This window comes from Pseudomonas cichorii, assembly GCF_019719005.1.
In the GTDB taxonomy this organism is placed as follows: Bacteria; Pseudomonadota; Gammaproteobacteria; order Pseudomonadales; family Pseudomonadaceae; genus Aquipseudomonas; species Aquipseudomonas cichorii_E.
The window spans coordinates 59,708-85,001 of record NZ_JAIGPJ010000016.1 but is presented as its reverse complement, the minus strand read 5'-3'; the positions used below and the strand labels follow the sequence as shown (position 1 = coordinate 85,001).

The window sequence follows — 25,294 nt, the reverse complement described above, 5'->3', positions numbered from 1 at the left end:
TCGCTCCGGCTTTTCTCAGGCCCTTGCCTGATTCGCTGCCACTTCATAAGCACGCATGAGCTCGTCCCACGGGAAGTCGGAAATCTTGCTGCGCCGCAGGTAATTCTGCAGATGCTGGAAGTTGCGTCTTACCATCGACTTGCTGAGCGGCTTTCTCTTGAAACGGGTGTCGAGGAAGTCGATCAGGCCAAAACCCTGGTCGGGCGTACGCAGCACATTGCCCAGATGCAACGAGCGGAAATAGATGCCTCGTTGATGCAGGAAGTGGATGTAGCGGGCAAGTTCAGGCAGCAGGTTCATGAAAGTTTTGAACGACTGCTTGTAGAGCGAGTCCAGAGGCGTGCCGGGCAAAGGTTGATACAGGCATGCGCTGATGCCTTTGGAAGGCTCGACCCAGAACACATCGTTGACCTGTGGCGTATTGATGCCGCGCTCGCGCAGGCGGCAGCTTTGCTGATAGAAACGTTGAGCATCGGGGTTCAAACGAACCAGAAACGGATGGCGCCTGCTGCGAAAAATCTTCAATAGCTCACCGCTGGCAAGGCTGATGACCTTGGGGCCATGGCTGTCTTTTTCCAGAACGGTCCCTTCGGTTAGCCAATCTTGCATTTGGTTCGCTGTTACAATGCGCATCTGTCTCTCTTATGAATGGTACGGGGCGCTTTAATGGCCAGTTCTACCCAGCAGTCAAGCATGAAAATCTATCTGAGATTGTTGAAATACGTGCTCCCCTACTGGAGGGCGTTTGCCGTCAGTATCATTGGCTTTCTTTTGTTCGCCTCCAGTCAGCCGATGCTGGCCGACATGCTCAAACACTTTCTCAACGCCCTGGAGGAGCCAAGCGGCACCAAATTTCTCGGGGTGTCGCTGATCCTCGGGGTGCCGCTGCTGATTGTACTCATTGCGGTCTACCAAGGCATAGGCTCATTTTTGGGTAACTATTACCTGGCAAAAGTGGCTCGCGGCGTCGTTCATGACCTGCGTTGCTCTTTGTTCGATAACCTGCTGACCCTGCCAAATCGTTATTTCGACAACCACAATTCGGGCCATCTGATCTCACGTATTACTTACAACGTGACCATGGTGACCGGTGCGGCCACCGATGCAATCAAAGTGGTGATTCGTGAAGGGTTCACGGTTGTATTCCTGATCGGTTACCTGCTTTACAGCAACTGGAAAATGACCCTCGTCATGCTGGCCATCCTGCCGATCATCGCGGTCATGGTCAGCAGCGCCAGCAAGAAATTTCGCAAGCAAAGCAAGAAAATCCAGGAAGCGATGGGCGATGTTACCCATGTCGCTTCAGAGGCGATTCAGGGTTATCGGGTTGTACGCAGTTTCGGCGGCGAAACCTACGAGAAACAGCGCTTTCAGGATGCCAGCGCCAGCAACATGAACCGCAGCCTGGGGATGACCCGCACGCAGTCCATCTACACCCCGATGCTGCAACTGGTCATTTATGTGGCGATGGCGGTTCTGATGTATCTGGTGCTGTACATGCGCGGCGACTCATCTGCTGGCGAACTGATCGCTTACATCACTGCGGCAGGTCTGCTGCCAAAGCCGATTCGTCAGCTTTCGGAAGTGAGTGCGACTATCCAGAAGGGCCTGGCGGCTGCCGAAAACATTTTCGAGCAACTGGACGAAGAGCCTGAAGTGGACAGCGGCACTTGCGAGCAGGAGAGCATCTCCGGCCGTCTGGAAGTGCGAAACCTGACGTTCTCCTACCCGAATGTCGAAACGCCTGTACTCAAGGATATTTCCTTCACGGCCGAGCCTGGGAAAATGGTCGCGCTGGTGGGGCGCTCGGGTAGCGGGAAATCCACACTGGCCAATCTGATTCCTCGTTTCTACCACCACAGCGAAGGGCAGATCCTTCTCGATGGTGTCGATGTCGAAGATTACAAACTGAACAATCTGCGCCAGCACATCGCGCTGGTGAACCAACAGGTCACCCTGTTCAACGATACCGTCACCAACAACATCGCTTACGGCGATCTTGCCGGTGCGCCGATCGAAGATGTGCAAAAGGCCGCCGAAGCCGCCTATGCCGCCGAGTTCATCGTGCAGATGCCTCAGGGCTACGAGACGCTGGTGGGCGAGAACGGTGTTCTGCTTTCCGGTGGTCAGCGTCAACGTCTGGCGATTGCTCGTGCCCTGCTTAAAAATGCGCCACTGCTGATCCTTGATGAAGCGACCTCGGCACTGGATACCGAATCCGAGCGCCATATCCAGGCGGCACTGGATGAAGTGGTCAAGGGACGCACGACACTGGTCATTGCTCACCGCCTGACGACCATTGAAAAGGCCGATCTGATCCTGGTCATGGACCGTGGGCAGATTGTCGAGCGCGGCACCCATGAGCAATTGCTTGCTCTCAATGGTTACTACGCACGTCTGCACGAGAAGGATTTCAAGGAAGAAAGCGAGGGCGTTACAGGAGGCGCCCTTTGATTCTCGGGCATCTTCGCAGTTGGCGTGAGCGTGGCTGGACCCCTGTTGATGCAAGCGAGTATGCCCGGATCTGGGAGCGTTATGGTGGCAGTGTTGCCACCCATCCTCAGGTCATAGAACGGTTGTCATCGCTGGTCGGCATCCCCGTGCGCTACCTGGCCGTGGTGCGTGACGGCCAGGCGATTGCCGGGCTGCCAGCCTGGGGGCGTCATATTGCGCTTTCGCGTGATGTCACCAAGCGCAAGGGATTGCGTGGCATGTTCGATCTGGGCAACTCCGAGATCATCCTGCCCGTGGCGGCAGATTGCATCGTGCCAGTGCGCCATCGCATGCGTTATATCTCGGAACTCAACAGCGGCCGGATCGGCAACCTGCGCCTTCAGTCCGAAGGCCTGGCGATGGCTCGTCGCCCCGAGGAATACAGCAAGAAGTTTCGTTATAACCAGCGCCGCGAGCAGCGTTTGCTGGAGGAGGCTGGTGGGCTTATTCGCCCGATTAGTGAACTGACCTCGCAGGAACAGGCATCGATCTACGCCGATCTTTTTCACAAGCGTTGGGGTTTTGATGTGCCCGGCAAAGACCACCTGATCGAGGTGTTTTCCCTTCTGCGGGAGTTCATGACAGGTTCTGTCGTGTACGTTGCCGACCGTCCTGCCGCGATACAGGTGCTGTACCGTGTCGAGGCTCCCGAGTGGGTGAGCCTTGAGTATGTGAATGGCGGCGTCGATCCGCAGTTCAATGAGCTGAGCCCCGGCAGTGTGCTGAGCTTTGTGAACACTCAGTCGCAATGGGAACACGCCGATTCCCTGGGCAAGCCATTGCGTTATTCGTTTGGTCGCGCAGACCGGGAATACAAAAGCCGCTGGTGTAACACTCACCCGGTGTATCAGATTTAAAGATGAGGGCTGCCATGAGCGGGCGTAAGGACGAGTTGCTGAAGCGCCACAGGCGACGTAAGCGTTACCTGGCCGTTTCAGTGCTGATTGCATTGGTGCTGGTGGGTGTTCTTGTTACATGGTGGGTGCCGCCCGTGCTTGTGCTTCTGGCCTGGGTGGCTCACGAGGCCTGGTTTGCAGATCACTTGTTCTACGAGCCTGACAGTGACTATTGCTACGACTTTCCGGACAGCGCCCGGGTCATCGAAGTCGGGTTGCGCAACGGCATGCTGGAACTGTCGGCCGGAGCATCACTGTCAGGCAGCGACACCCTGATTCTGGCTGTTGAACTCAAGGCCAACTGGCTGGGGCGCTGGCTTGATCCTTATGTGCGGGTGGGCAACGATCGTCAGGATTTCGAGCGCGGGGGCGCAGGCAGGCGCTACCTGAACCTGACAGGCCAGGAAGCGGCATTGATGCAAGGGACGCTTTCACTTGTCCCGCACCGCTGCAAGGCTGTTGGCTCGTTCACGCTCTATGCCATGAGCAATCCCGATTACAGCGCTCAATCGCTTCTGGTGCTGGCCCCTCATGCCGATGATGCAGAACTTGCGGCCTTCGGTCTTTACAGTCGCGCACCTGACGCCGCGATCATGACCCTGACCCAGGGCGAGATAGAAGCCGAGAGCTACCGTCGCTTTGGTCTCGACGCTGAACAGTCTGCGGTGCTCAAGGGGCGTCTGCGGACCTGGGACAGCCTGGCCGTGCCTTTGTGGGGCGGCGTTGCGCAGGATCATTGTGTCCAGTTGGGTTATTACTGTTTACGTCTGCCTGAAATGCAGGCGCAGCCCACCGTGCCGTTCGGCTCCCGCGAGTCAGGGGAGAGCGATATCCGTCTCTGGCGAAAGGCCTCGGCCTTTGGTCTGCCTTCCGAGGCTGACGGTCTTGCGACGTGGAACAATCTGGTGGCTGACATTGTGCGTGTTCTGGAACATTTCAGACCGCAAGTAGTTGTCACGCCGCATCTGGAGCTGGATCCTCACCGTGACCATGTCGCCGCGACCGAGGCCTTGCTGCAGGCCATCGAGTTGAGCGAATGGCGACCCAGTACATTGCTGTTGTATGCCAATCACCTGCATGACAATGACCGCTGGCCCATGGGGCCGGCAGATTACGGTATAGCCCTGCCACCGGCGACGGCTGCGATGACGCCTCTGGCTGTCTGCAGCATCCTTCTGGATGGCGCTCAACGCATGGACAAGGCAATGGCCCTGGCCATGCAGCATGACCTGCAGGATCCGTTGCCTTTCAAAAAGCAGGTCCGGCGGTGGATTCAGCAGTTGCTGGCTGGCAGGCGCTGGCCTGTTACAGGTAGTAACGAGTTTTTCCGCAAGGCTGTACGGCGCCATGAGCTGTTCTGGGTGCAGGATGTCAAACCTCGCACCCGCGCTGAAAAGGTATAGCTGCTTGCTGGCGTCTTGAGCCAAATTGGCTATGTTATGATCCGCGTCGTTTTTTGCCCCTGGAGTTTCCATGAAGTTGTCCATGCCGCGTTTCGATCAAGCGCCTGTCCTTGTGGTCGGCGATGTCATGCTCGACCGGTACTGGCATGGTGGTACCTCACGGATCTCTCCTGAGGCGCCGGTGCCGGTCGTCAAGGTCGATCAGATCGAAGACCGTCCCGGCGGTGCTGCCAACGTTGCGTTGAACATCGCCGCCCTGGGTGCGCCTGCCGCGCTGGTCGGTGTGACCGGCGAAGACGAAGCCGCCGAAAGCCTGGCCAACAGCCTGAAGGCTGCCGGTGTGCGTGCGCACTTCCAGCGTATTGCCCATCAGCCGACCATCGTCAAACTGCGGGTCATGAGCCGTCACCAGCAATTGCTGCGCATCGACTTTGAAGAACCCTTCATGACCGACGCCCTGGCCTTGAGCGTGGAAGTCGATACCCTGCTCGATGGCATCAAGGTGCTGGTGCTTTCCGACTACGGTAAAGGCGCGCTGAAAAACCATCAGGTGCTGATCAAGGCTGCGCGTGATCGTGGCATTCCAGTGCTGGCCGACCCCAAAGGCAAGGACTTTGCCATCTATCGTGGTGCCAGCCTGATTACCCCGAACCTGAGCGAGTTTGAAGCCATCGTCGGCCATTGTGTCGACGAGAGCGATCTGGTCGCCAAGGGCGCGAAACTGATGAGCGAACTGGAGCTGGGCGCGTTGCTGGTCACCCGTGGCGAACACGGCATGACCCTGTTGCGTCTCGACCATCCACCTTTGCACCTGCCTGCTCGCGCTCGTGAAGTATTCGACGTGACCGGTGCTGGCGATACGGTCATTTCCACTCTGGCGGCTGCCATTGCTGCCGGCGAAGACCTGCCTCATGCCGTGGCTCTGGCGAATCTGGCGGCAGGTATTGTCGTCGGCAAGCTGGGTACTGCGGCGATCAGCGCTCCGGAACTGCGTCGTGCCATTCAGCGTGAAGAAGGCTCCGAGCGGGGCGTTTTAGGGCTTGAGCAACTGCTGCTGGCCATTGACGATGCTCGTGCTCATCAAGAGAAAATCGTCTTCACCAATGGCTGCTTCGACATCCTGCATGCAGGCCACGTGACCTACCTGGAACAGGCCCGCGCTCAAGGTGATCGACTGATCGTCGCAATCAATGACGATGCTTCCGTCAGTCGCCTCAAAGGGCCGGGTCGTCCGATCAACAGCGTTGACCGCCGCATGGCCGTTCTGGCCGGTCTGGGCGCTGTGGACTGGGTGATCAGTTTCCCTGAAGGCACCCCGGAAAACCTGCTGCGCCACGTCAAGCCCGACGTGCTGGTCAAAGGCGGTGATTACGGGGTCGACCAAGTGGTCGGCGCTGAAATCGTCCAGGCCTATGGTGGTGAAGTAAAAGTGCTGGGGCTGGTGGAAAACAGCTCGACCACCGCCATTGTCGAGAAAATCCGCGGGCAGTGATGCGGACCATCGGTGGGAGCGAATCGGGCGGCGCTCCCACACAGGTTATTTACTCAGGCTCTTGCGCGCCATCTGCAGCAATTCCCTGGCCTTGCCGGTCAGGTTCTTGAGGCCGCTCTTTCTGGGCGGTGGCGTCAGGCCTTGTTGCCGGAGCCAGTCTTTCCAGCGAATCCGCTCTTCGCGTACCACCCAGCCATCCTGGGCGGCGAAGCTTTCTGCCAGGTACAGGCCGCGTGTACTGACCGGCGCCAGCTTGTCCTGCTTGAGGGTATAAAGCTCGGGCAGCGGCACACCGTTTTCCAGAGGCATCAGATACAGGTCGGGCTTGCTGCGATTGAGGCGGGCGACCAGTTGCTCTTTTTCCAGGGTTTCATCCACATGAAACAGGCTCAGGGGGCGTGCTTCCTTGGGAATCTCCAGGCGCATGTCGTAAATCAGTTGCAGCGACGCGGTCGGCAAATGCACGTAGGCACGTGGTCGCTCGATCAGGGTCATGCTGGCGCAACGCACCGGACGTGCCGCGCCCGACAGGGAACTCAGACGGAAAGGCATGGCCTCGCGATAGTGCAGCGCAGCCGCATAAGGCGCCGGTAACCAGGTGTCGTTGAAGCGCCCGCTCAGCCAGCCCTGAGGCGTTTCGATCAGGCACTCTTCAGCGACTTCCTGAATGGCGGTGTGCAGGGGCAGGGTGATTTCGTGAGCCGGGACATAGCCGGAAATCAGCTTGAGAACCACATCGCCACGGTCCTGGCGCCGTTGCCTGACCAGCACCCAGTAATCGCGATTCTGCCAGTTAAGGGTCAGCCGTATCGACACGCCCAGATTGGCCAGCTCCGTGGCGAAGCGCTCGTTGTCCGGGACTTCGATCTTGCGGCGACGCTGCAGGGTCTGGGAAAAATTCAACGGCATCCCGACGCTCTGATAACTCAGGCTATCGGGAGTGGCTTCGACAAATAACGGCAGGGTCTTGAAGTCGCTGGGGTTTTTGCGGATCAGGGTTCGCGGCATATCGGCTCCTTCTTGCGTTGGGGTCGGCCGCCTGCATCAGGCTTGACGGCGAATCACAGCGGCTGCACATGCAACGTTGTGAGCCAGGTGCAGGGGATTGATGGTCCCGACAATAGCACTGGCAACACCCGGATGTTCAAACAGCAACTGAAAACTGGCCTGTACCGGGTCGACTCCTGGGTTCAGACATATGTGACCGCTGGCGAGTGCCTTTTTCACCAGAATCCCTTTGCCATGAGCGCCAGCGTAGTCCAGAACCGGTTTTTCACCCTGCTCATTGAGATTGTAGGTGACCATCGCACAGTCGCCTTCGCGCAATGCCAGCAGGCCTCCTTCGACCGTCTTGCCGGAAAAACCGAAACCACGAATCTTGCCTTCACGCTTGAGCTCGGCAAGGGTCTGATAGACCTCTGTATCGTTGAGAATCGCCAGATCGTTGCCGTCCGAATGCACCAGAACCAGGTCGATGAAATCGGTTTCAAGACGTTTCAGGCTGCGCTCCACCGACAAGCGTGTATGTTCGGCGCTGAAGTCATGGCTCGATTGTCCCTCCACGAATTCTTCTCCCACCTTGCTGACAATCACCCAGTCCTGACGCTGGCCGCGCAGCAGCGGGCCGAGGCGTTCCTCGCTGGTGCCGTAGGCCGGGGCCGTGTCGATCAGGTTGATGCCCATGTCACGGGCCATCCTCAAGAGCATCTGCGCTTGCTGATCGTCGGGGATCGTGAAGCCATTGGGGTACTTCACGCCTTGATCGCGGCCCAGTTTGACGGTGCCCAGGCCCAGCGGCGAAATGCTCAGGCCGGTGCTGCCCAGCGGGCGATGCAGGTCGTGCAGGGTTTTCACGGTCATGGCAGCAGTTCATCCCAGACAGGTATCGCCAAAGGTGGCAGAGGCAGGTCGTTCATGGCTGGTTGTGGTGTCGGCTGAATGCCATCCTTCGACAGGGCGGCCAGGACGCGGTCTGCAAAGTCCGGTGCCAATGCCAGTTTGGTCGGCCAGCCGATCATGAGGCGCTGCTGGACATCCACAAAAGCGTTGTCCGGCCTTACCAGACCCGATTGCGCCGGTTCTGCACGATCGACACGCAAGGTGGCCCATTGCGCCTGGCTCAGGTCGACCCATGGCAGCAGCGATTCAAGCTCTTTGCGGGCTGCCGCGATCTGGGCCGCAGGCTCGCGTGCCACGCCATCGGCTTCGGCAAGGTCGCCACCCAGATACCAGACCCACTGGCCATCTGCTGCCGGGTGAGTGGTGACAGTAATGCGCGGCTTGGGGCCGCCGCCGAGGCAGTGGGCGTACAGCGGTTTCAGGGTCGGGCCTTTGACCAGCACCATATGCAAAGGACGACGCTGCATCTGAGGCTGGGAAACACCCAGCGCTTCAAGCAGGTCGGCATTGCCTGCGCCCGCGCTGAGTACCACGCGCTGGGCGCGGATTTCCCGGCCATCCACACGCAAGCCTGCCAGCTCGCCATTTTCATTCAGCGGCTCAATCTGCTGGGCAGCGAGCAGGCTGTCACCGGCCAGTTCGGCAAGACGCTCGATCAGGCTTGGCACATCGACCACCAGTTCGGCCAGTCGATACACCTTGCCTTTGAATTTCGGGTTTTGCAGCGCGGGCGGCAGTTGCTCGCCCTTGACCTGATCCACGCGCCCGCGCACAGCCTTGCTGGCGAAGAAACTGGTCAGGTTGCCCGCGATAGTGCCGGGCGACCATAAATAGTGGGCCTCGGACAACAGGCGCACGCCGGACAGGTCCAGCTCGCCAGTGCCGCTGAGGGATTCACGCCAGCGACGCGGCATGTCGGCAATCGCCTCGGAGGCACCCGACAGCGCACCATGCAAGGCGTACTTGGCACCGCCATGGATGATGCCCTGGGACTTCAGGCTTTGCCCGCCACCCAGGCTCGCGCTTTCTACCAGGACTGTCGAGAACCCTTGACGACGCAACCGGGCATTGAGCCAGAGACCGGCAACACCGCCTCCGACAATCAGGACGTCAGTGGAAATAGCAGATGGCATGGACACCTCAGTGGCGTGAAGAATGGGCCATTATAGGGGATCGCGATTTCAATGCCCGGCGGTTTTCGAGAACAACTGAATCACCACCACGCCAAGCACGATCATGCCCATGCCCAGTAGCGCCGCAAGATCCAGTTTCTGCCCGTATATAAAGAACGCCGCGATACTCACCATGACGATCCCCATGCCCGACCAGATGGCATAGGTAATGCCGACCGGAATCGTGCGCATCACCAGAATCAGCATCCAGAAGGCAATGCCGTAGCCAGCGATCACCAGCAGCAACGGCAGTGGCGTGCTCAGGCCTTTGACGGCTTTCATGGAGGTGGTGGCGATGACTTCGGCGCAGATGGCGATGGCCAGCAGATAGTAGGCAGTCATGGTGTCTCTCCTTTAAAGGCTGCGTATCTTAGCGATTTCTTCAGGCTGCCATGGCATTCCAAACGCCACGGGCAAGTGTGTTCACGCCTGCACGAGGCTGTGGCTTTGATGAGGCGTGCTGATAAACTCCGCGCCCATGAATAGAACTCTTTATACCCTGTTGTTTCATCTTGGCTTGCCGCTGGTTGCCCTGCGGCTGTGGTTGCGAGCGCGCAAGGCACCGGCGTATCGCCAGCGAATCGGCGAGCGTTTCGCTGTCGGTCTGCCTGCGATGCAGCGCGGCGGTATCTGGGTGCATGCGGTGTCGGTGGGCGAGAGCATCGCCGCTGCTCCCATGATTCGTGCCTTGCTGGCGCAATACCCGGCGTTGCCGATTACTGTGACCTGCATGACCCCGACAGGTTCGGAGCGGATCAAGGCGATGTTCGCCAGTGAGCCGCGCATTCAGCACTGCTATCTGCCTTATGACCTGCCGTGGGCGGCGGGTCGTTTTCTGGACCATGTGCAGCCTCGCCTCGGCATCATCATGGAAACCGAGTTATGGCCCAATCACATTCACCAATGCGCCAAGCGCAACATTCCCGTGGTCCTCGCCAATGCGCGGCTGTCGGAGCGTTCGGCTCGCGGCTATGCACGCTTTGCAGGGCTGACCCGCCCGATGCTGGCAGCCATGAGCGGGTTTGCCGTGCAGACCGAAGCGGAAGCCCAGCGCTTTCGTGACCTGGGTGCGCGTCCTGAATGCGTGACGGTGACCGGCTCGATCAAGTTCGATCTGAGCATTGACCCACAACTGCCTGAGCAGGCCGCACAATTGCGCGAGCAATGGCAGGCCACGCAGCGACCGGTCTGGATTGCGGCCAGCACGCATCTTGGCGAAGACGAAAGTGTTCTGGCTGCGCATCGTCAGTTGCTGTCGAGCCATCCCGATGCCTTGCTGATTCTGGTGCCACGTCATCCCGAGCGTTTCAGTAGCGTGTATGAGTTATGTCTGCAGCAAGGCTTCACCACGGTGAAGCGTTCGTCCGGGCAAGCGGTTACGCCGGATACGTCAGTGCTGCTGGGCGACACCATGGGCGAACTGCTGTTTCTGTATGCCCTGGCAGACAGCGCCTTCGTCGGCGGCAGCCTGGTGCCCAATGGCGGGCACAACCTGCTGGAACCTGCTGCATTGGCCAAGCCAGTCCTGAGCGGCCCGCACCTGTTCAACTTTCTGGAAATTGCCGCGTTGCTGCGTCAGGCGGGAGCGTTGGAAGAAGTGAGCGATTCGGTTGCGCTGGCAGTGGCGGTGCAAAGGCTTTTCGATCAGCCGAAGCTAGCGCAAAGCATGGCCGATGCAGGGCTTGGGGTGATGAAGGCGAATCAAGGCGCGTTGCAGCGCCTGTTGGATGGCATCGCCCAGCGCCTGTAGGAGCGAATTCATTCGCGAATTTTGACCTTCGCGAATAAATTCGCTCCTGCACGCGGGCTTGGCATTTCTTACCGCTGCGCCGGCTTCTCGAAATTTTTCTGCGCTGCTGCTGCCAGATCCGGTGGCAGGAAGTCCTTGTCCGGGTTGTAATCGGATTTCAGATAGCGCGACAGGTCCTGCAAATCGCCCGGACTCAAGGTACCAGCCGCTTGTTTCAGGCGCAGGTTGTCGATGATGTAGTCATAGCGGGTGTTGTTGTAATTACGCACCGAGGCATAGAGCTGACGCTGGGCATCGAGTACGTCGACGATATTGCGGGTCCCGACCTGATAGCCGATTTCCGTGGCTTCCAGGGCGCTCTGGTTGGAAATGATCGACTGCTTGCGGGCCTGCACCTGTTCCACATCGGTGTTCACGGCTCGGTGCAGGTTGCGGGTGTTTTCCACCACCTGACGACGCAGGCTTTCGCGGCGCTGCTCGCTCTGGGTCAGGCGTGAATAGGCTTCGCGGACCTGCGAGCTGGTCAGCCCGCCGCTGTAGATCGGGATATTCAACTGCACGCCGATGCTGCGTTGCTCCACATCGCCGCCATAGTTGCGGCCCGTGTAGTTAGGGTTGCTGAAGCCCAGTGCGTCGTTGTCGCCACGCTGGTAAGTGGCGACCGCATCAAGGGTTGGCGCATGGCCGGCCTTGCGCTGGCGCAGGGTTTCTTCGGCTGCGCTGACGGCATAGTTACTGGCCAGCAGGTTGAGGTTCTGTTGCGCTGCGGTATCGACCCAGGCCTTGGCATCGTTGGGGATCGGCGCCAGCACCGGCAAGGTGTGGACGATGCCTTCGATGGAGTTGTATTCGCGATTGGTCAGGGTCACCAGCGCCTGAAAGGCGTCATCCACCTGACGCTTCGCGATGATCCGGTTGGCTCGTGCGGTGTCGTAACTGGCCTGGGCTTGCAGCACATCGGTCTTGTCGGAAAGGCCGACATCGAACCGTTCGTTGGCCTGATCCAGTTGCCGCTTGAAGGCGGCCTCTTCGGCCTTGGTCGAGGCCAGATTGTCCTGGGCGCGCAATACCGCGAAGTAACTCTGGGCTGACTGCAGAATCAGGTTCTGCTCAGTGGCCGAGAGTTCCAGTGCAGCCTGCTCATTGACGGCTTCGGCGGCCTGCAACTGGAACCAGCGATCGGCGCGGAAGATCGGCTGGCTCAGGGTCGCCTGATAAACCGTGCCGCTGCGGGTCGCAATGGCGCTGGGCTGGTCGATGCTGGTGCGGGTGTTGTTGGCCTGAGCGCTGGCCGACAGGTTGGGCAGCAAGCCGGCGCGGGCCTGTGGCACCACTTCCTTGCGGGCGTCGTAATCGGCACGGGCAGCCGCAAGGTCGGCGTTGTTGTCCACGGCCTGTTGATAGACATTGACCAGTCCGGTCTTGGTCGGAAGAGGCGCATCCGCTGCCAGGGCCTGTACGCTGTAGGCACACGACACGGCAATGACCAACGAAAGTTTGCGCAACATGAGGCATTCCCTGTTCATGGTAATGATGCCGGTTTGATGCAAAACCGGGTTAGCGAGTGTAGAGCCAGAAGTTGAGCGCAACAATCGACTATTAGCCATTTATCGATGGCCACATAAATAGGCTGGCATTTGCGGGGCCGACCATCATAGACTTGCGGCGTTCTTGTCGGGGTGCCTTGCTGTGAGGCTGAGATCGGTTAAACCGGATCCCGTTGAACCTGATCAGGTTAGCGCCTGCGTAGGGAACAAGATTTCTCGTCTCCCGGCGAGTCCTCTTGAGTGTCGTCCGGGGTCGATTGTTCAAAAAGTGAACAGCGCACGCCTGCCGATACTCAGCACCTGTAAGGGTGCGTCCGTCCGTTTTATCAGGTTACTCCGACAACAAACTGTCTGGAGAGCCGTGATGAGTACAAAAGCAAAAAACGCCCCGCACTTGAGTGAGTCCGCCCAGGTCGATTCTGGATCGGTACAACCTTTTACCCGCTCGCAGAAAGTCTATGTCCAGGGTTCGCGCCCCGATATCCGTGTGCCGATGCGCGAGATCACCCTTGATGTCACGCCCACTGACTTCGGTGGCGAAATCAATGCCCCGGTAACGGTCTACGACACTTCCGGTCCATACACCGATCCCAATGTGGTCATCGATGTGCGTCAGGGCCTGGCCGACGTGCGTTCGGCCTGGATCGACTCGCGCAACGATACTGAACGTCTGGCCGGCCTGAGTTCGCACTTCGGCCAGCAGCGCCTGGACGATCCTGAGCTTACCGCCCTGCGCTTCGCCCACGTGCGCAACCCGCGTCGGGCCAAGGCGGGTGCCAACGTCAGCCAGATGCACTATGCCCGTCAGGGCATTATTACCGCCGAGATGGAATACGTCGCCATCCGCGAAAACATGAAACTTCAGGAAGCTCGTGCTGCGGGCCTATTGAAGCAGCAGCACGCCGGCCACAGTTTCGGTGCCAGCATCCCGAAGGAAATCACCGCCGAGTTCGTGCGCGAAGAAATCGCCCGTGGCCGAGCAATCATTCCGGCCAACATCAACCACGTCGAGCTGGAGCCAATGATCATCGGCCGTAACTTCCTGGTGAAGATCAACGGCAACATCGGCAACAGTGCGTTGGGTTCTTCCATCGAGGAAGAAGTCGCCAAACTGACCTGGGGCATTCGCTGGGGTTCGGACACGGTCATGGACCTGTCCACCGGTAAGCACATTCATGAAACCCGTGAGTGGATCATCCGCAACTCGCCGGTTCCGATCGGCACCGTGCCGATCTATCAGGCGCTGGAAAAGGTCAACGGCGTGGCCGAGGACCTGACCTGGGAGCTGTTCCGCGACACCCTGATCGAACAGGCCGAGCAGGGCGTCGATTACTTCACCATCCATGCCGGTGTGCTGCTGCGCTACGTGCCATTGACCGCCAAGCGCGTCACCGGGATCGTGAGCCGTGGCGGCTCGATCATGGCCAAGTGGTGTCTGGCGCATCACAAGGAAAACTTCCTCTATACGCATTTCGATGAAATCTGCGAAATCATGAAGGCCTATGACGTCAGCTTCTCGCTGGGCGATGGCCTGCGTCCCGGCTCGATTGCCGACGCCAACGACGAAGCCCAGTTCGGTGAGCTGGAAACCCTGGGCGAGCTGACCAGGATTGCCTGGAAACACGACGTCCAGACCATGATCGAAGGCCCAGGCCATGTGCCGATGCAACTGATCAAGGAGAACATGGACAAGCAACTGGAATGCTGCGACGAAGCGCCGTTCTATACCCTTGGCCCGCTGACCACGGATATCGCGCCCGGTTATGACCACATCACCTCGGGCATCGGTGCGGCCATGATCGGCTGGTTCGGTTGCGCCATGCTGTGCTACGTCACGCCCAAGGAGCATTTGGGGCTACCGAACAAGGATGACGTGAAAACCGGGATCATCACCTACAAGATCGCAGCCCACGCGGCGGACCTGGCCAAAGGTCATCCGGGCGCGCAGATTCGTGACAACGCCTTGAGCAAGGCGCGTTTCGAGTTCCGCTGGGAAGACCAGTTCAACCTCGGCCTGGACCCGGACACCGCCCGTTCGTACCACGACGAAACCCTGCCCAAGGACTCGGCCAAGGTGGCGCACTTCTGCTCCATGTGCGGGCCGAAGTTCTGTTCGATGAAGATCACACAGGAAGTGCGCGAGTACGCCGCCAACCAGAAAATCGAGGCGGTCGACCTGTCCGTGGAGGAAGGGATGCGTGAGCAGGCGGAGCGTTTCAAGCAGGAAGGCAGTCAGCTCTACAAGAAAGTCTGACCGCATTCATTCGCGAATAAATTCGCTCCTACCATTTAGCGGGAGTAGGAGCGGATTTATCCGCGAGACGTCATCTTTAGCCGCGACCTGGGAACAGCTCCGGCCGGATAACCCCATTGAGCTGTGGATAAGGAATCTTCAGCTCGATATGGCCCATGGAGTAGGGCGCAATGGTGGTGACTGGATACTTCAGGATCACCGAACCATAGGTCAGGGCAATGTTGGGCGTTCGCTTGAACGGCCAGGTCTTCACGAACTCACTGTCCTGATTCATCTTGGTCGAAACCAGCCAGCCCTGATGGGCCAGCTCGGCTTTGGCCCAGAATTCGTTTTCCTTGCCCGGGATCACCATGTCTGCCAGGGTCAGGACTTTCTGTTGCTGGCGCGAGTAGTTGATGAACGCTCTGCCGGGGTTGCCGTGGGCGCCGCCGGTATCCAGATAACTCGACAGCTCGACTACCACGATACCGTCATGCTGTTCGCGTACCTTGGCTTGCAGATAGCTGCTGTTGCGACCCGAGGCACTGCTCAGGAATTGTTCCTGATAGTCCTTGATCGACGCAGGCACCGGCGCGCCGGAATCCGTGCGGGTCAGTTGCAGCAAGGTCTTCTGGACAATGGCGTCCAGCCTTGGCTCGTCGGGGAAATGCACGGTATCGATATTGACCAGCGGGCAATCAGTGGTGGTGCAGCCTGGCTTTATCAACTCGGAAGCATCGCGCTGGACTTGCAGCGGGGTGCGCATGTTGGGCGTGAAAATGCTTTGGCAGGCAGCCAGCATCAGGCCCAGACAAGCCAGTGAAGTGATCCTCAATAACGACATGTTGGTCCTTGGCGGCAATGGAGGCGGTCTGCATTGTTCGTGTGCAGGCTGCTTGGACTGCAAACAATGTCTTCGGTTCGCCACTTGGCGGATTAGAAGTGTTTTATGCCCTGGCCGTCTACCCTGCATCTTCAAGGGGGCTGCATCCTGGAGTCGATGCGCGTTAGGATGGTCTGAAGTCACAGATCACCGCAAGCGAGAAACCTATGCCCCAGAACACCCGATCAACGCCCACGGCTTTTGAGATCACCCGGCGCGAAAGCTGCTTCAAGGGGTTCTACAAGCTCGACAAGCTGTACCTGCGCCATGAGCTGTTTGCCGGTGGCATGAGTAATGAAATGAGCCGCGAACTGTTCGTTCGTCACGATGCCGTCTGTGTTCTTCCTTATGACGCCAGGCGCGATGAAGTGGTGCTGATCGAACAGTTCCGGGTAGGCGCGATGGAGAAAAGCGGCAACCCCTGGCTGATCGAACTGGTGGCCGGATTGATCGACAAGGACGAACAGCCGGAAGAGGTTGCTCATCGCGAAGCAGAAGAGGAAGCTGGGCTTGTTTTCAGCGCGTTATGGCCGATAACCAAGTACTTTCCTTCACCCGGTGGCAGTGACGAATTCGTTCATCTGTTCATGGGGCAGTGCGAGAGTCAGGGGGCGGGCGGTCTGCACGGGCTGGAGTCCGAGAACGAGGATATCCGTGTGTCGGTCTGGTCGTTCGATGATGCGATCCAGGCGGTGGCTGACGGGCGAATCATGAATGCGGCAACCATCATTGCCTTGCAATGGCTGGCGTTGAACCGTACGGAAATAAGGGGGCTATGGTCGTGAATCTTTTGCGCGAGCGCTACCGTGTCGATCTTGCCGGGCTACAGGCGGCGTGCGAGGCCAATTACGCGCGCTTGATGCGTCTGCTTCCCGATATGCGTACCCAGAAAAGCTCGCGCCGGGTGGCGGTCACCCAGGGCGACCAGATGCTCGGCGTGCTGGCAGTCGAAGTGCTTCTCGACTGCCCGTACACCACAACCCTGCAGGTTCGCCAGGAGCACAGCCTGGCGTGGCTGCCGGTACCGCGCCTGGAAGTTCAGGTCTATCACGATGCGCGGATGGCCGAAGTGATCGGCGCCGAGCATGCCCGACGCTTTCGGGGGATTTATCCGTACCCCAATGCCGACATGCACCAGCCTGACGAAAAGGCTCAGCTCAATCTGTTCCTGGGTGAATGGCTGAGCCACTGTCTGGCGTGCGGTCACGAGTTTGAAGCGGTCCGTTGACCCTGCCGCTCACTCAAATGTGATCCAGGCACACTTTCCCGATTTACCTGCCTTCTCCCGCATCTCATAATCGCGCTGAATTCGCTCAAGGAGACGGCCTTGCCGAGCGCATCCCGATCATCGTCAGTTTTAGTGGTGCAACTATCCGACAGTCACCTGTTCGCTGAAGCGGATGGCACGCTGCTGGGCATGAAGACCCGTGACAGCCTGGAAAAGGTCGTCGATCTGGTGCTGGCCGAGCAGTCGGGCATCGATCTTGTGATTGCCAGTGGTGATATTTCCCAGGATGGCAGCGTGCAGTCCTATCAGGCCTTTCGTCAGCTCAGCGGGAAGATCGCTGCGCCTGTGCGCTGGTTCCCCGGTAATCACGACGAATTGCCGCAAATGGCCCATGCCTCACAAGACAGTGACTTGCAGCAGCCAGTGGTTGATGTCGGTCAGTGGCGAGTGACGCTGCTGGATTCGGCGGTTCCAGGCTCCGTGCCCGGTTTCCTGCAGGAGCAGCAACTGCAATTGCTGGAGCAATCCCTGAGCGAGGCTCCCGATCGCCATCATCTGGTTTGCCTGCACCATCATCCGGTGCCTATCGGCTGCGAATGGATGGCGCCTATCGGCTTGCGCAATGCCGACGGGCTGTTCGCGGTGCTGGATCGTTTTCCTCAGGTACGTGCCGTTCTGTGGGGGCACGTGCATCAAGCGTTCGATCAGCAGCGTAATGGCGTGAGGCTATTGGCTTCGCCGTCCACGTGTATCCAGTTCGCGCCGGGCAGTGTGGATTTCACCCTCGACACCGCCGCGCCGGGCTATCGCTGGCTGCGCCTGCACGATGACGGGCAGCTCGAAACCGGCGTTTCCCGCGTGGTCGGCATGGAGTTCGAAGTCGATTATGGCGGCACCGGCTATTGATCCTTGCCGGACCATGAATTCCCTTGAGGCCTTGAGCCATTTATCCCTGTAAACTACGCGGCTTTGTTCCGGGCTTCGGGAGAGACGGCTTGATCAGCGACATACCTTCATTGCTGTACATTCACGGTCTGAACAGCTCTGCCCTGTCGAACAAGGCCTGCCGGTTGATCGCTCTGATGAACTCGCTGGGTGCAGGCGAGCAATTGCGCGTCCCCGAACTTCATCACCATCCGCGCCAGGCCATGGTTCAGCTTGAGGCCGCGATACAGGCGCTTGGGCGGCCTTTGCTGGTCGGCAGCTCGCTCGGCGGCTACTATGCGACTCACTTGGCGCATCGGCACGGCCTCAAGGCGGTCCTGATCAACCCGGCGGTGAATCCGCACCAGTTGTTCGACGGCTACCTCGGTACCCAGCAAAACCTGTATACCGGTGAGCGCTGGGAATTGACCCAAGACCACATAACGGCACTGGCGGAGCTTGAAGTACCGGCTCCACAGGACCCGGACCGCATTCAGGTATGGCTGCAGACCGGTGATGAAACCCTGGATTATCGCCGTGCCGAATCGTTCTATCGGGCCTGTGCATTGCGCATCCAGGCCGGTGGCGACCACAGTTATCAAGGCTTTGCCGAGCAGATGCCGGCCTTGCTGAGTTTTGCCGGATTTGCGCCTGATCTGTTGCGGGCAATTGATCTATCCGATTCGCGCCTTCGTACCCATGAATAATTGATGATGAGAACCCATGGCCATTCCCAGCGCTAGCTCTTATAACGCAGACGCCATCGAAGTCCTCTCGGGCCTCGACCCGGTTCGCAAACGTCCGGGCATGTACACCGACACCGCTCGGCCCAATCACCTTGCCCAGGAAGTGATCGACAACAGTGTCGACGAAGCGCTGGCCGGGCATGCCAGATCGGTCCAGGTGATCCTGCACGCCGACAACTCTCTGGAAGTGTCCGACGACGGTCGCGGCATGCCGGTGGATATCCACCCGGAAGAAGGTGTGTCCGGTGTCGAACTGATCCTCACCAAGCTGCACGCCGGTGGCAAGTTCTCCAACAAGAACTATCAGTTCTCCGGCGGCCTGCACGGCGTGGGGATTTCCGTGGTCAACGCGCTCTCGACCCAGGTCCGGGTTCGGGTCAAGCGCGATGGCAACGAATATGAAATGACCTTTGCCGACGGCTTCAAGGCCTCGGAACTGGCCGTTGTCGGCACGGTTGGCAAGCGCAATACAGGCACCAGCGTGTATTTCGCGCCGGACCCCAAGTATTTCGACAGCCCCAAGTTCTCCGTCAGCCGCCTCAAGCACGTGCTCAAGGCCAAGGCCGTACTTTGCCCGGGGCTGCTGGTCAGTTTCGAGGACAAATCCACCGGCGAAAAGGTCGAGTGGCATTACGAGGACGGCCTGCGCTCCTACCTTCAGGATTCGGTCACCGAGTTCCTGCGCCTGCCGGACGAACCGTTCTGTGGCAGCTTCGCCGGTAACAAGGAAGCCGTGGACTGGGCGCTGCTCTGGCTGCCCGAGGGCGGCGACAGTGTTCAGGAAAGCTACGTCAACCTGATCCCGACCGCTCAGGGCGGCACCCATGTCAATGGCCTGCGCCAGGGCTTGCTGGATGCGATGCGCGAGTTCTGCGAATTCCGCAACCTGCTGCCGCGTGGCGTGAAGCTGGCACCGGAAGACGTCTGGGAGCGAATCGCTTTCGTGCTCTCGATGAAGATGCAGGAACCGCAGTTCTCCGGCCAGACCAAGGAGCGTCTGTCGTCCCGTGAGGCGGCGGCATTTGTTTCCGGCGTTGTGAAAGATGCTTTCAGCCTGTGGCTGAACACCCACTCCGAGCTGGGCCTGCAACTGGCGGATCTGGCGATCAACAACGCCGGTCGTCGCCTGAAAGCCAGCAAGAAAGTCGAGCGCAAGCGCATCACCCAAGGGCCTGCGCTGCCCGGCAAACTGGCCGACTGTGCCGGCCAGGACCCGGCGCGTTCCGAGCTGTTTCTGGTCGAGGGTGATTCCGCAGGTGGTTCAGCCAAGCAGGCGCGGGACAAGGAATTCCAGGCGATCCTGCCGTTGCGCGGCAAGATCCTCAACACTTGGGAAGTCGATGGCGGCGAAGTACTTGCCAGCCAGGAAGTCCACAATATCGCGGTCGCCATCGGTGTCGATCCGGGCGCTGCTGATATCAGCCAGTTGCGTTACGGCAAGATCTGCATCCTCGCCGACGCCGACTCGGACGGTCTGCACATCGCAACCCTGCTGTGCGCGCTGTTCGTCCAGCATTTCCGTCCTCTGGTGGATGCGGGCCACGTGTATGTCGCCATGCCGCCGCTGTACCGCATCGATCTGGGCAAGGAAATCTTCTACGCCCTGGATGAAAGCGAGCGCGACGGCATTCTGGATCGTCTGGTTGCCGAGAAGAAACGCGGCAAGCCGCAGGTCACCCGATTCAAGGGGCTGGGTGAAATGAACCCGCCGCAGTTGCGTGAAACCACCATGGACCCGAATACCCGGCGTCTGGTGCAACTCACGCTGGATGACTTCGCTGCGACGTCGGAAATCATGGACATGCTGCTGGCCAAGAAGCGCGCAGGTGATCGCAAGACCTGGCTTGAATCCAAGGGCAACCTTGCCGAGGTCCTGACTTGACGAGAAGTTGGCTTGCCGCCCTGATGCTGGTCGTCGCACCGGCCCTTGCTGCGCCTGTTGAAGAACTGACACTGGTGTCCGAGCATCCGGTAGACGGTATGGTCGGCGGTAATCTGTCGGGTCTGGCGATGTGCAACGGCCGGTTGTGGACGGTATCGGATCGTGACGACAACCTGCTTTACAGCCTCGATACCACGAACAAGACCTGGGTGGCTGAGCCTCACGCCATGACGGTGCCGGAGCCGGTCAGCTATCTGCCTCTGAATCTGCGCTCGCTGGCCAGCCTGTCATCCGTGATACGTGGCGGCAGCATGGATTTCGAGGGCGTGAGCTGTGACGCTCAAGGTAATCGTTATCTGGTCAGCGAGGCTCACGGCACTGTTTTGAAAGTGCCGGTCACCGGCGATCCGGTGTGGCTTGATCTGCCTGCGGCAATGGTAGAACAGGCCCGTGCCCGGGGCATGCTGCAGCATTTCAACGCGATCTTTGAAGGCATTGCTGTCAATGCGGCAGGCGACAAGGTCTGGCTGGCGGCCGAGCGTGAGAGTCGCGGGTTGCTGGTAGTCCAGCGTGAAAAGGACACTTGGAGCTGCAGGAAAAGCTGTGTACTGCTTGTCGATCCGGGGCAGGCCGCACCGCCACCGCAGTTGAAAGGCGACAAGTTATCCACAAAGGATTTCTCGGATATTTCGCTGTTCAACGGCAAGCTGTTCACTCTGGAGCGTTCGGTCTATCAGGTCTGTCGCCGGACTCTGGAAAGCGGTGAGGTCGAGCATTGCTGGTCGTTCGCCAAAGAGGCCCTGCTGCCTGGGCGTGTCTACGATCAGCCCTATGGCCTGACCGAAGCACTGGTGGTCGATGAAAGCGGAGCCTGGATCGGTATCGACAACAATTTCGGTGTCCGGGCCGATGGCGAGAAACGCCCGATTGTCTGGCGCTTTGCGGCTCCCGCCGGTGGCTGGAGCTCCGGGCAATGAACCAGCCGCTTCCCGGCAGGCGTGCGGGCAGGATTCTGATGTTCCTGGCCTGGGGCGCGGGACTGTTTCTGGCCACGCGCTTTTTCGGCGACTGGGAAGAGCGGCAGCAGAACCCCAATACCCAGGTCGTTTCGCAACACGGCGAGGGTTATATCGAAGTGCAATTGCTGGCTGACCGCCGCGGGCACTTCGTCAGCACCGGCCGGATCAATGGCCAGACGGTCGAGTTCATGGTCGATACCGGGGCAACCGATGTGGCGATCCCGGCTGAAGTGGCCGACACGCTGCGCCTGTCGCGAGGCGTACCGGTTACGGTGAGCACCGCCAATGGCGAAAGCCGCGGCTATCGGGCTGTGCTCGACAGCCTGCAGGTGGGTGACATCACCCTGCGCAACGTGCGCGCCATTGTGGCGCCCGGTCTTGAGGGCGAGCAGATATTGCTTGGCATGAGCGCAATGAAACAACTCGAATTTACCCAGCGCGGCGGCACCTTGCTGCTGCGTCAGACGACAAAATGATGAGGCCCGCATGAGCGACTCCCTTGACCTCAGCCTGGATGGCGTAGAACGCCGATCACTGGCTGACTTCACCGAACAGGCCTACCTCAACTACTCCATGTACGTAATCATGGACCGTGCCTTGCCGCATATCGGCGACGGCCTCAAGCCTGTACAGCGACGCATTGTCTACGCCATGAGCGAGTTGGGCCTCGGTGCCGACTCCAAGCACAAGAAGTCTGCACGTACCGTGGGCGACGTGCTCGGCAAGTTTCACCCGCACGGCGACTCGGCCTGCTACGAAGCAATGGTGCTCATGGCTCAGCCGTTCAGCTATCGCTACACGCTGGTGGACGGGCAGGGTAACTGGGGTGCGCCGGATGATCCCAAGTCGTTCGCGGCCATGCGCTACACCGAAGCCAGGCTGTCGCGTTATTCCGAAGTGCTGCTCAGCGAACTGGGTCAGGGCACTGCGGACTGGGTGCCGAACTTTGACGGAACCCTGGATGAACCTGCCGTCTTGCCGGCACGTTTGCCGAATATTCTGCTCAATGGCACCACCGGCATCGCCGTGGGCATGGCCACCGATGTGCCGCCACACAACCTGCGGGAAGTGGCCAGCGCCTGTGTGCATCTGCTCGATGACCCCAAAGCCAGCATCGAAGACCTCTGCGCTCACGTCAAAGGCCCGGATTACCCGACCGAAGCGGAAATCATCACGCCCCAGGCCGACCTGCTGAAAATCTACGAAACCGGTCGTGGTTCGGTGCGCATGCGTGCCGTGTATCGCGTCGAAGATGGCGATATCGTGGTCACTGCGCTGCCGCACCAGGTGTCCGGCGCCAAGGTGCTGGAGCAGATCGCGGCTCAGATGCAGGCCAAGAAGCTGCCGATGGTGGCCGACCTGCGTGACGAGTCCGACCACGAAAACCCTTGCCGTATCGTCATTATCCCGCGCTCCAACCGGGTTGAAGTCGACGAGCTGATGCAGCATCTGTTCGCCACTACCGAGCTGGAATCCAGCTACCGGGTGAACGTCAATATCATCGGCCTGGACGGCAAGCCGCAGCTCAAGAACCTGAAGGCACTGCTCAATGAGTGGCTGGTATTCCGTATCGCCACCGTTCGTCGCCGCCTGCAATACCGCCTCGATAAAGTCGAGCACCGCCTGCATCTGTTGGACGGTTTGCTCACGGCGTATCTGAACCTGGATGAAGTGATCCACATCATCCGCACCGCCGAGCATCCGCGTGCCGAATTGATCGCACGCTTTGGTCTGACGGAAATCCAGGCTGACTACATCCTCGATACCCGTCTGCGTCAGTTGGCGCGTCTGGAAGAGATGAAGCTGCGCAGCGAGCAGGATGCCTTGCTCAAGGAGCAGGCCAAGCTTCAAGCCCTGCTGGGCAGTGAATCCAAGCTGCGCAAGCTGGTGCGTGCCGAACTGATTGCCGATGCTGAAACCTATGGCGATGACCGCCGGTCGCCTATCGTTGCGCGGGCCGAGGCCCGTGCGCTGTCCGAAAACGAACTGATGCCGACCGAGCCGGTGACGGTTGTGCTGTCCGAAAAAGGCTGGGTGCGTTGCGCCAAGGGCCATGATGTCGACGCCACAGGGCTTTCCTATAAAGCGGGCGATGGCTTCAAGACCTCGGCTATCGGGCGCTCCAATCAGTATGCGGTCTTTATCGACTCGACCGGCCGCAGCTACTCGGTCGCCGCCCATACCTTGCCGAATGCGCGGGGCCAGGGCGAGCCGTTGACCGGCAAGCTGCAACCACCGCCAGGCGCAAGCTTTGAGTGCGTGCTGCTGCCTGATGATGACGCACTGTATGTCATCGCTTCCGATGCCGGTTACGGTTTTGTGGTAAAAGGTGAGGACTTGCAGGCCAAGAACAAGGCTGGCAAGGCACTTCTGAGCCTGCCGACAGGTGCAAAAGTCATTCTGCCGCGGCCTGTGGCCGATCGAGAGCAGAACTGGCTTGCAGCCGTGACCACTGAAGGCCGGTTGCTGGTTTTCAAGATCAGCGACCTGCCGCAACTGGGTAAAGGCAAGGGCAACAAGATCATCGGTATTCCGGGCGAGCGTGTGGCAAGTCGGGAAGAATACGTGACAGACCTGGCGGTAATCCCGCAAGGCGCTACGCTGGTGCTTCAGGCCGGCAAACGCACACTGTCGCTCAAGGCCGATGATCTGGAACATTACAAAGGAGAGCGTGGACGACGAGGGAACAAACTGCCAAGAGGCTTCCAGCGTGTGGATACCTTGTTGGTGGAAAACAGCTAGGAATATTCATTTAGAGCCAGCGGTCTTCATTTTGCCATGAAGATCGACGCATAATCGCTGGAGTCATGGCGAATATTCACGGATGATATGGTGTCTTGGGGTCTCGGCTGGCTTAGTGCCCGTACGAGCCTATAAGTATCTACACTGTGGCCGCCCGTGGTGGCCACCTGGATGGGACGATGAATTTTCTACGCCTTCCCTTTGTCTTGTTGATGACGGGCGTTTTAGGTCTGGCTGGTTGCAGCATGCATCAGCCGACTGCGCTGTATCAGCTCGATAGTGGTGACCCGGGCCAGCCGAAACAGAGCACCGGGCTTGCCGTTTTACTGGGCCCGGTTTCCGTTGCTGACTATCTGCAACGTGAAACCCTGCTGCAACGTCAGCCTGACGGTACGCTGACGGCTTCATCCGATGGCCGCTGGGCCGGCAACCTTTCTTCGGACATTGACCAGCTCCTGCTGCGTCAACTGGCCTGGAAGCTGGACAGCCAGCGAGTCGTACTGGCGCCTGCGGTTGCGAACTTCAAACCTGATGTTCAAATCGTGTTGTCCATCACCCGTCTGGATTCGGGGGCCAAGCAACCTGCTGTGCTCGATGCGCAATGGCGTTTGCTGGATCGCAAGGGCAATGTTCGTGACAGCCGTCTGGTTCACCTGGAGGAAGTCCACAGCGGTGGCTCTGCCGACCAGGTCCGGGCGCAGGGTCTTTTGCTCCAGCGTCTGGCTGATCAGGTCAGCATGGCAGTCAAGCCAATTGCCTGGCAGGTCGTTGATGAGCCGAAAAAGGCTCCGGTTGCGAAGGCCAAAGAGCCCGATAAACCGAAGATCCCGATGGCTTCACCGATACGCACAGACCTTGAAGTGTTCCGCTTCTAAGGGACAGGCTGTCTAGTCCTGAAATAGGTTTACACCTGTTTCAGTCTCAAAACGGACCGTGGACCCCCACCGGGGGTTTTTTGTTTTAGGGCAGGTGGGGGGCCGCTTTC

General features: G+C 59.3%; 22 protein-coding genes and 1 riboswitch. Of the genes, 15 read left to right on the top strand and 7 right to left on the bottom strand.

Going from position 1 to position 25,294, the window contains the following annotated elements; translation table 11 throughout:
* Positions 1-15: 15 nt before the first annotated feature.
* Complete coding sequence (locus tag K5D32_RS13995; protein ID WP_260407384.1) at positions 16-609, bottom strand: lipopolysaccharide kinase InaA family protein; 594 nt, start codon at positions 607-609, stop codon at positions 16-18.
* 57 nt (positions 610-666) lie between these two features.
* Here K5D32_RS13995 and msbA point away from each other — a divergent pair, with 57 nt between their 5' ends.
* The 4 genes from msbA to hldE all read left to right on the top strand — a co-directional run bounded on the left by msbA (position 667) and on the right by hldE (position 6,284).
* Positions 667-2,454, top strand: coding sequence for a lipid A export permease/ATP-binding protein MsbA (gene msbA / locus K5D32_RS13990; protein WP_221577019.1), 1,788 nt, complete (start codon positions 667-669; stop codon positions 2,452-2,454).
* Positions 2,454-3,350, top strand: a complete 897-nt coding sequence (locus K5D32_RS13985; RefSeq protein ID WP_221593258.1) for a GNAT family N-acetyltransferase — start codon at positions 2,454-2,456, stop codon at positions 3,348-3,350. Before msbA ends, K5D32_RS13985 begins: the two co-directional genes overlap by 1 nt.
* Positions 3,351-3,364: 14 nt before the next feature.
* Positions 3,365-4,792 (top strand): PIG-L deacetylase family protein, encoded by a 1,428-nt coding sequence (locus K5D32_RS13980; RefSeq protein WP_221600655.1) that lies wholly within the window; start codon positions 3,365-3,367, stop codon positions 4,790-4,792.
* A 70-nt stretch (positions 4,793-4,862) separates the two neighbouring features.
* The gene (gene hldE / locus K5D32_RS13975; RefSeq protein ID WP_221600653.1) at positions 4,863-6,284 is read left to right on the top strand and encodes a bifunctional D-glycero-beta-D-manno-heptose-7-phosphate kinase/D-glycero-beta-D-manno-heptose 1-phosphate adenylyltransferase HldE; all 1,422 of its coding nucleotides are present in this window, start codon (positions 4,863-4,865) and stop codon (positions 6,282-6,284) included.
* 45 nt (positions 6,285-6,329) lie between these two features.
* On the opposite strand, the gene K5D32_RS13970 is transcribed toward hldE, so the two are convergent.
* From K5D32_RS13970 to K5D32_RS13955, 4 genes are read right to left on the bottom strand one after another with little or no spacing between them, the layout of a single operon-like run.
* Positions 6,330-7,292 (bottom strand): metal ABC transporter ATPase, encoded by a 963-nt coding sequence (locus tag K5D32_RS13970; protein WP_221577016.1) that lies wholly within the window; start codon positions 7,290-7,292, stop codon positions 6,330-6,332.
* Positions 7,293-7,328: 36 nt separating this feature from the next.
* Entirely contained in the window at positions 7,329-8,144 is an 816-nt protein-coding gene (locus K5D32_RS13965) for an aldo/keto reductase (protein WP_221560942.1), read from the bottom strand.
* The gene (locus tag K5D32_RS13960) at positions 8,141-9,316 is read right to left on the bottom strand and encodes an FAD-binding oxidoreductase (RefSeq protein ID WP_221536615.1); all 1,176 of its coding nucleotides are present in this window, start codon (positions 9,314-9,316) and stop codon (positions 8,141-8,143) included. The genes K5D32_RS13965 and K5D32_RS13960 overlap by 4 nt, the downstream gene beginning before the upstream one ends.
* A gap of 48 nt (positions 9,317-9,364) precedes the next feature.
* The gene (locus tag K5D32_RS13955) at positions 9,365-9,697 is read right to left on the bottom strand and encodes a multidrug efflux SMR transporter (protein ID WP_221529993.1); all 333 of its coding nucleotides are present in this window, start codon (positions 9,695-9,697) and stop codon (positions 9,365-9,367) included.
* A 136-nt stretch (positions 9,698-9,833) separates the two neighbouring features.
* On the opposite strand from K5D32_RS13955, the gene waaA reads away from it, so the two are divergent.
* Positions 9,834-11,105: a lipid IV(A) 3-deoxy-D-manno-octulosonic acid transferase gene (gene waaA, locus K5D32_RS13950; RefSeq protein WP_221600651.1), complete on the top strand. Its 1,272-nt coding sequence runs from the start codon at positions 9,834-9,836 to the stop codon at positions 11,103-11,105.
* A gap of 68 nt (positions 11,106-11,173) precedes the next feature.
* Here waaA and K5D32_RS13945 read toward each other — a convergent pair whose 3' ends face one another.
* On the bottom strand, positions 11,174-12,613 hold the full coding sequence (locus K5D32_RS13945) for a TolC family outer membrane protein (protein WP_221536622.1): 1,440 nt from the start codon (positions 12,611-12,613) through the stop codon (positions 11,174-11,176).
* Between the two features lie 157 nt (positions 12,614-12,770).
* A riboswitch (TPP riboswitch) is annotated at positions 12,771-12,875 on the top strand.
* A gap of 141 nt (positions 12,876-13,016) precedes the next feature.
* Between K5D32_RS13945 and thiC the strand changes: the two genes are divergently transcribed.
* Positions 13,017-14,906 (top strand): phosphomethylpyrimidine synthase ThiC, encoded by a 1,890-nt coding sequence (thiC, locus tag K5D32_RS13940; protein WP_221600649.1) that lies wholly within the window; start codon positions 13,017-13,019, stop codon positions 14,904-14,906.
* A gap of 76 nt (positions 14,907-14,982) precedes the next feature.
* Here thiC and K5D32_RS13935 read toward each other — a convergent pair whose 3' ends face one another.
* The gene (locus K5D32_RS13935; RefSeq protein ID WP_221578758.1) at positions 14,983-15,729 is read right to left on the bottom strand and encodes an RsiV family protein; all 747 of its coding nucleotides are present in this window, start codon (positions 15,727-15,729) and stop codon (positions 14,983-14,985) included.
* 206 nt (positions 15,730-15,935) lie between these two features.
* Between K5D32_RS13935 and K5D32_RS13930 the strand changes: the two genes are divergently transcribed.
* The 9 genes from K5D32_RS13930 to K5D32_RS13890 all read left to right on the top strand — a co-directional run bounded on the left by K5D32_RS13930 (position 15,936) and on the right by K5D32_RS13890 (position 25,184).
* On the top strand, positions 15,936-16,553 hold the full coding sequence (locus tag K5D32_RS13930; protein WP_221593160.1) for an NUDIX domain-containing protein: 618 nt from the start codon (positions 15,936-15,938) through the stop codon (positions 16,551-16,553).
* Positions 16,544-16,996: a DUF1249 domain-containing protein gene (locus tag K5D32_RS13925; RefSeq protein ID WP_025258273.1), complete on the top strand. Its 453-nt coding sequence runs from the start codon at positions 16,544-16,546 to the stop codon at positions 16,994-16,996. The genes K5D32_RS13930 and K5D32_RS13925 overlap by 10 nt, the downstream gene beginning before the upstream one ends.
* Positions 16,997-17,095: 99 nt before the next feature.
* Positions 17,096-17,902, top strand: coding sequence for a 3',5'-cyclic-AMP phosphodiesterase (gene cpdA / locus K5D32_RS13920; protein ID WP_221600647.1), 807 nt, complete (start codon positions 17,096-17,098; stop codon positions 17,900-17,902).
* A gap of 89 nt (positions 17,903-17,991) precedes the next feature.
* Positions 17,992-18,627 (top strand): YqiA/YcfP family alpha/beta fold hydrolase, encoded by a 636-nt coding sequence (locus K5D32_RS13915; RefSeq protein ID WP_221600646.1) that lies wholly within the window; start codon positions 17,992-17,994, stop codon positions 18,625-18,627.
* Between the two features lie 16 nt (positions 18,628-18,643).
* Complete coding sequence (parE, locus tag K5D32_RS13910; protein WP_221600643.1) at positions 18,644-20,548, top strand: DNA topoisomerase IV subunit B; 1,905 nt, start codon at positions 18,644-18,646, stop codon at positions 20,546-20,548.
* Positions 20,545-21,525 (top strand): esterase-like activity of phytase family protein, encoded by a 981-nt coding sequence (locus K5D32_RS13905; protein ID WP_221593157.1) that lies wholly within the window; start codon positions 20,545-20,547, stop codon positions 21,523-21,525. Before parE ends, K5D32_RS13905 begins: the two co-directional genes overlap by 4 nt.
* Positions 21,522-22,043 (top strand): TIGR02281 family clan AA aspartic protease, encoded by a 522-nt coding sequence (locus K5D32_RS13900; protein WP_025258278.1) that lies wholly within the window; start codon positions 21,522-21,524, stop codon positions 22,041-22,043. The genes K5D32_RS13905 and K5D32_RS13900 overlap by 4 nt, the downstream gene beginning before the upstream one ends.
* A gap of 10 nt (positions 22,044-22,053) precedes the next feature.
* Positions 22,054-24,309, top strand: coding sequence for a DNA topoisomerase IV subunit A (gene parC / locus K5D32_RS13895; RefSeq protein ID WP_221593155.1), 2,256 nt, complete (start codon positions 22,054-22,056; stop codon positions 24,307-24,309).
* A gap of 179 nt (positions 24,310-24,488) precedes the next feature.
* The gene (locus K5D32_RS13890) at positions 24,489-25,184 is read left to right on the top strand and encodes a membrane integrity-associated transporter subunit PqiC (RefSeq protein WP_221578752.1); all 696 of its coding nucleotides are present in this window, start codon (positions 24,489-24,491) and stop codon (positions 25,182-25,184) included.
* The last annotated feature ends 110 nt before the right edge of the window (positions 25,185-25,294 follow it).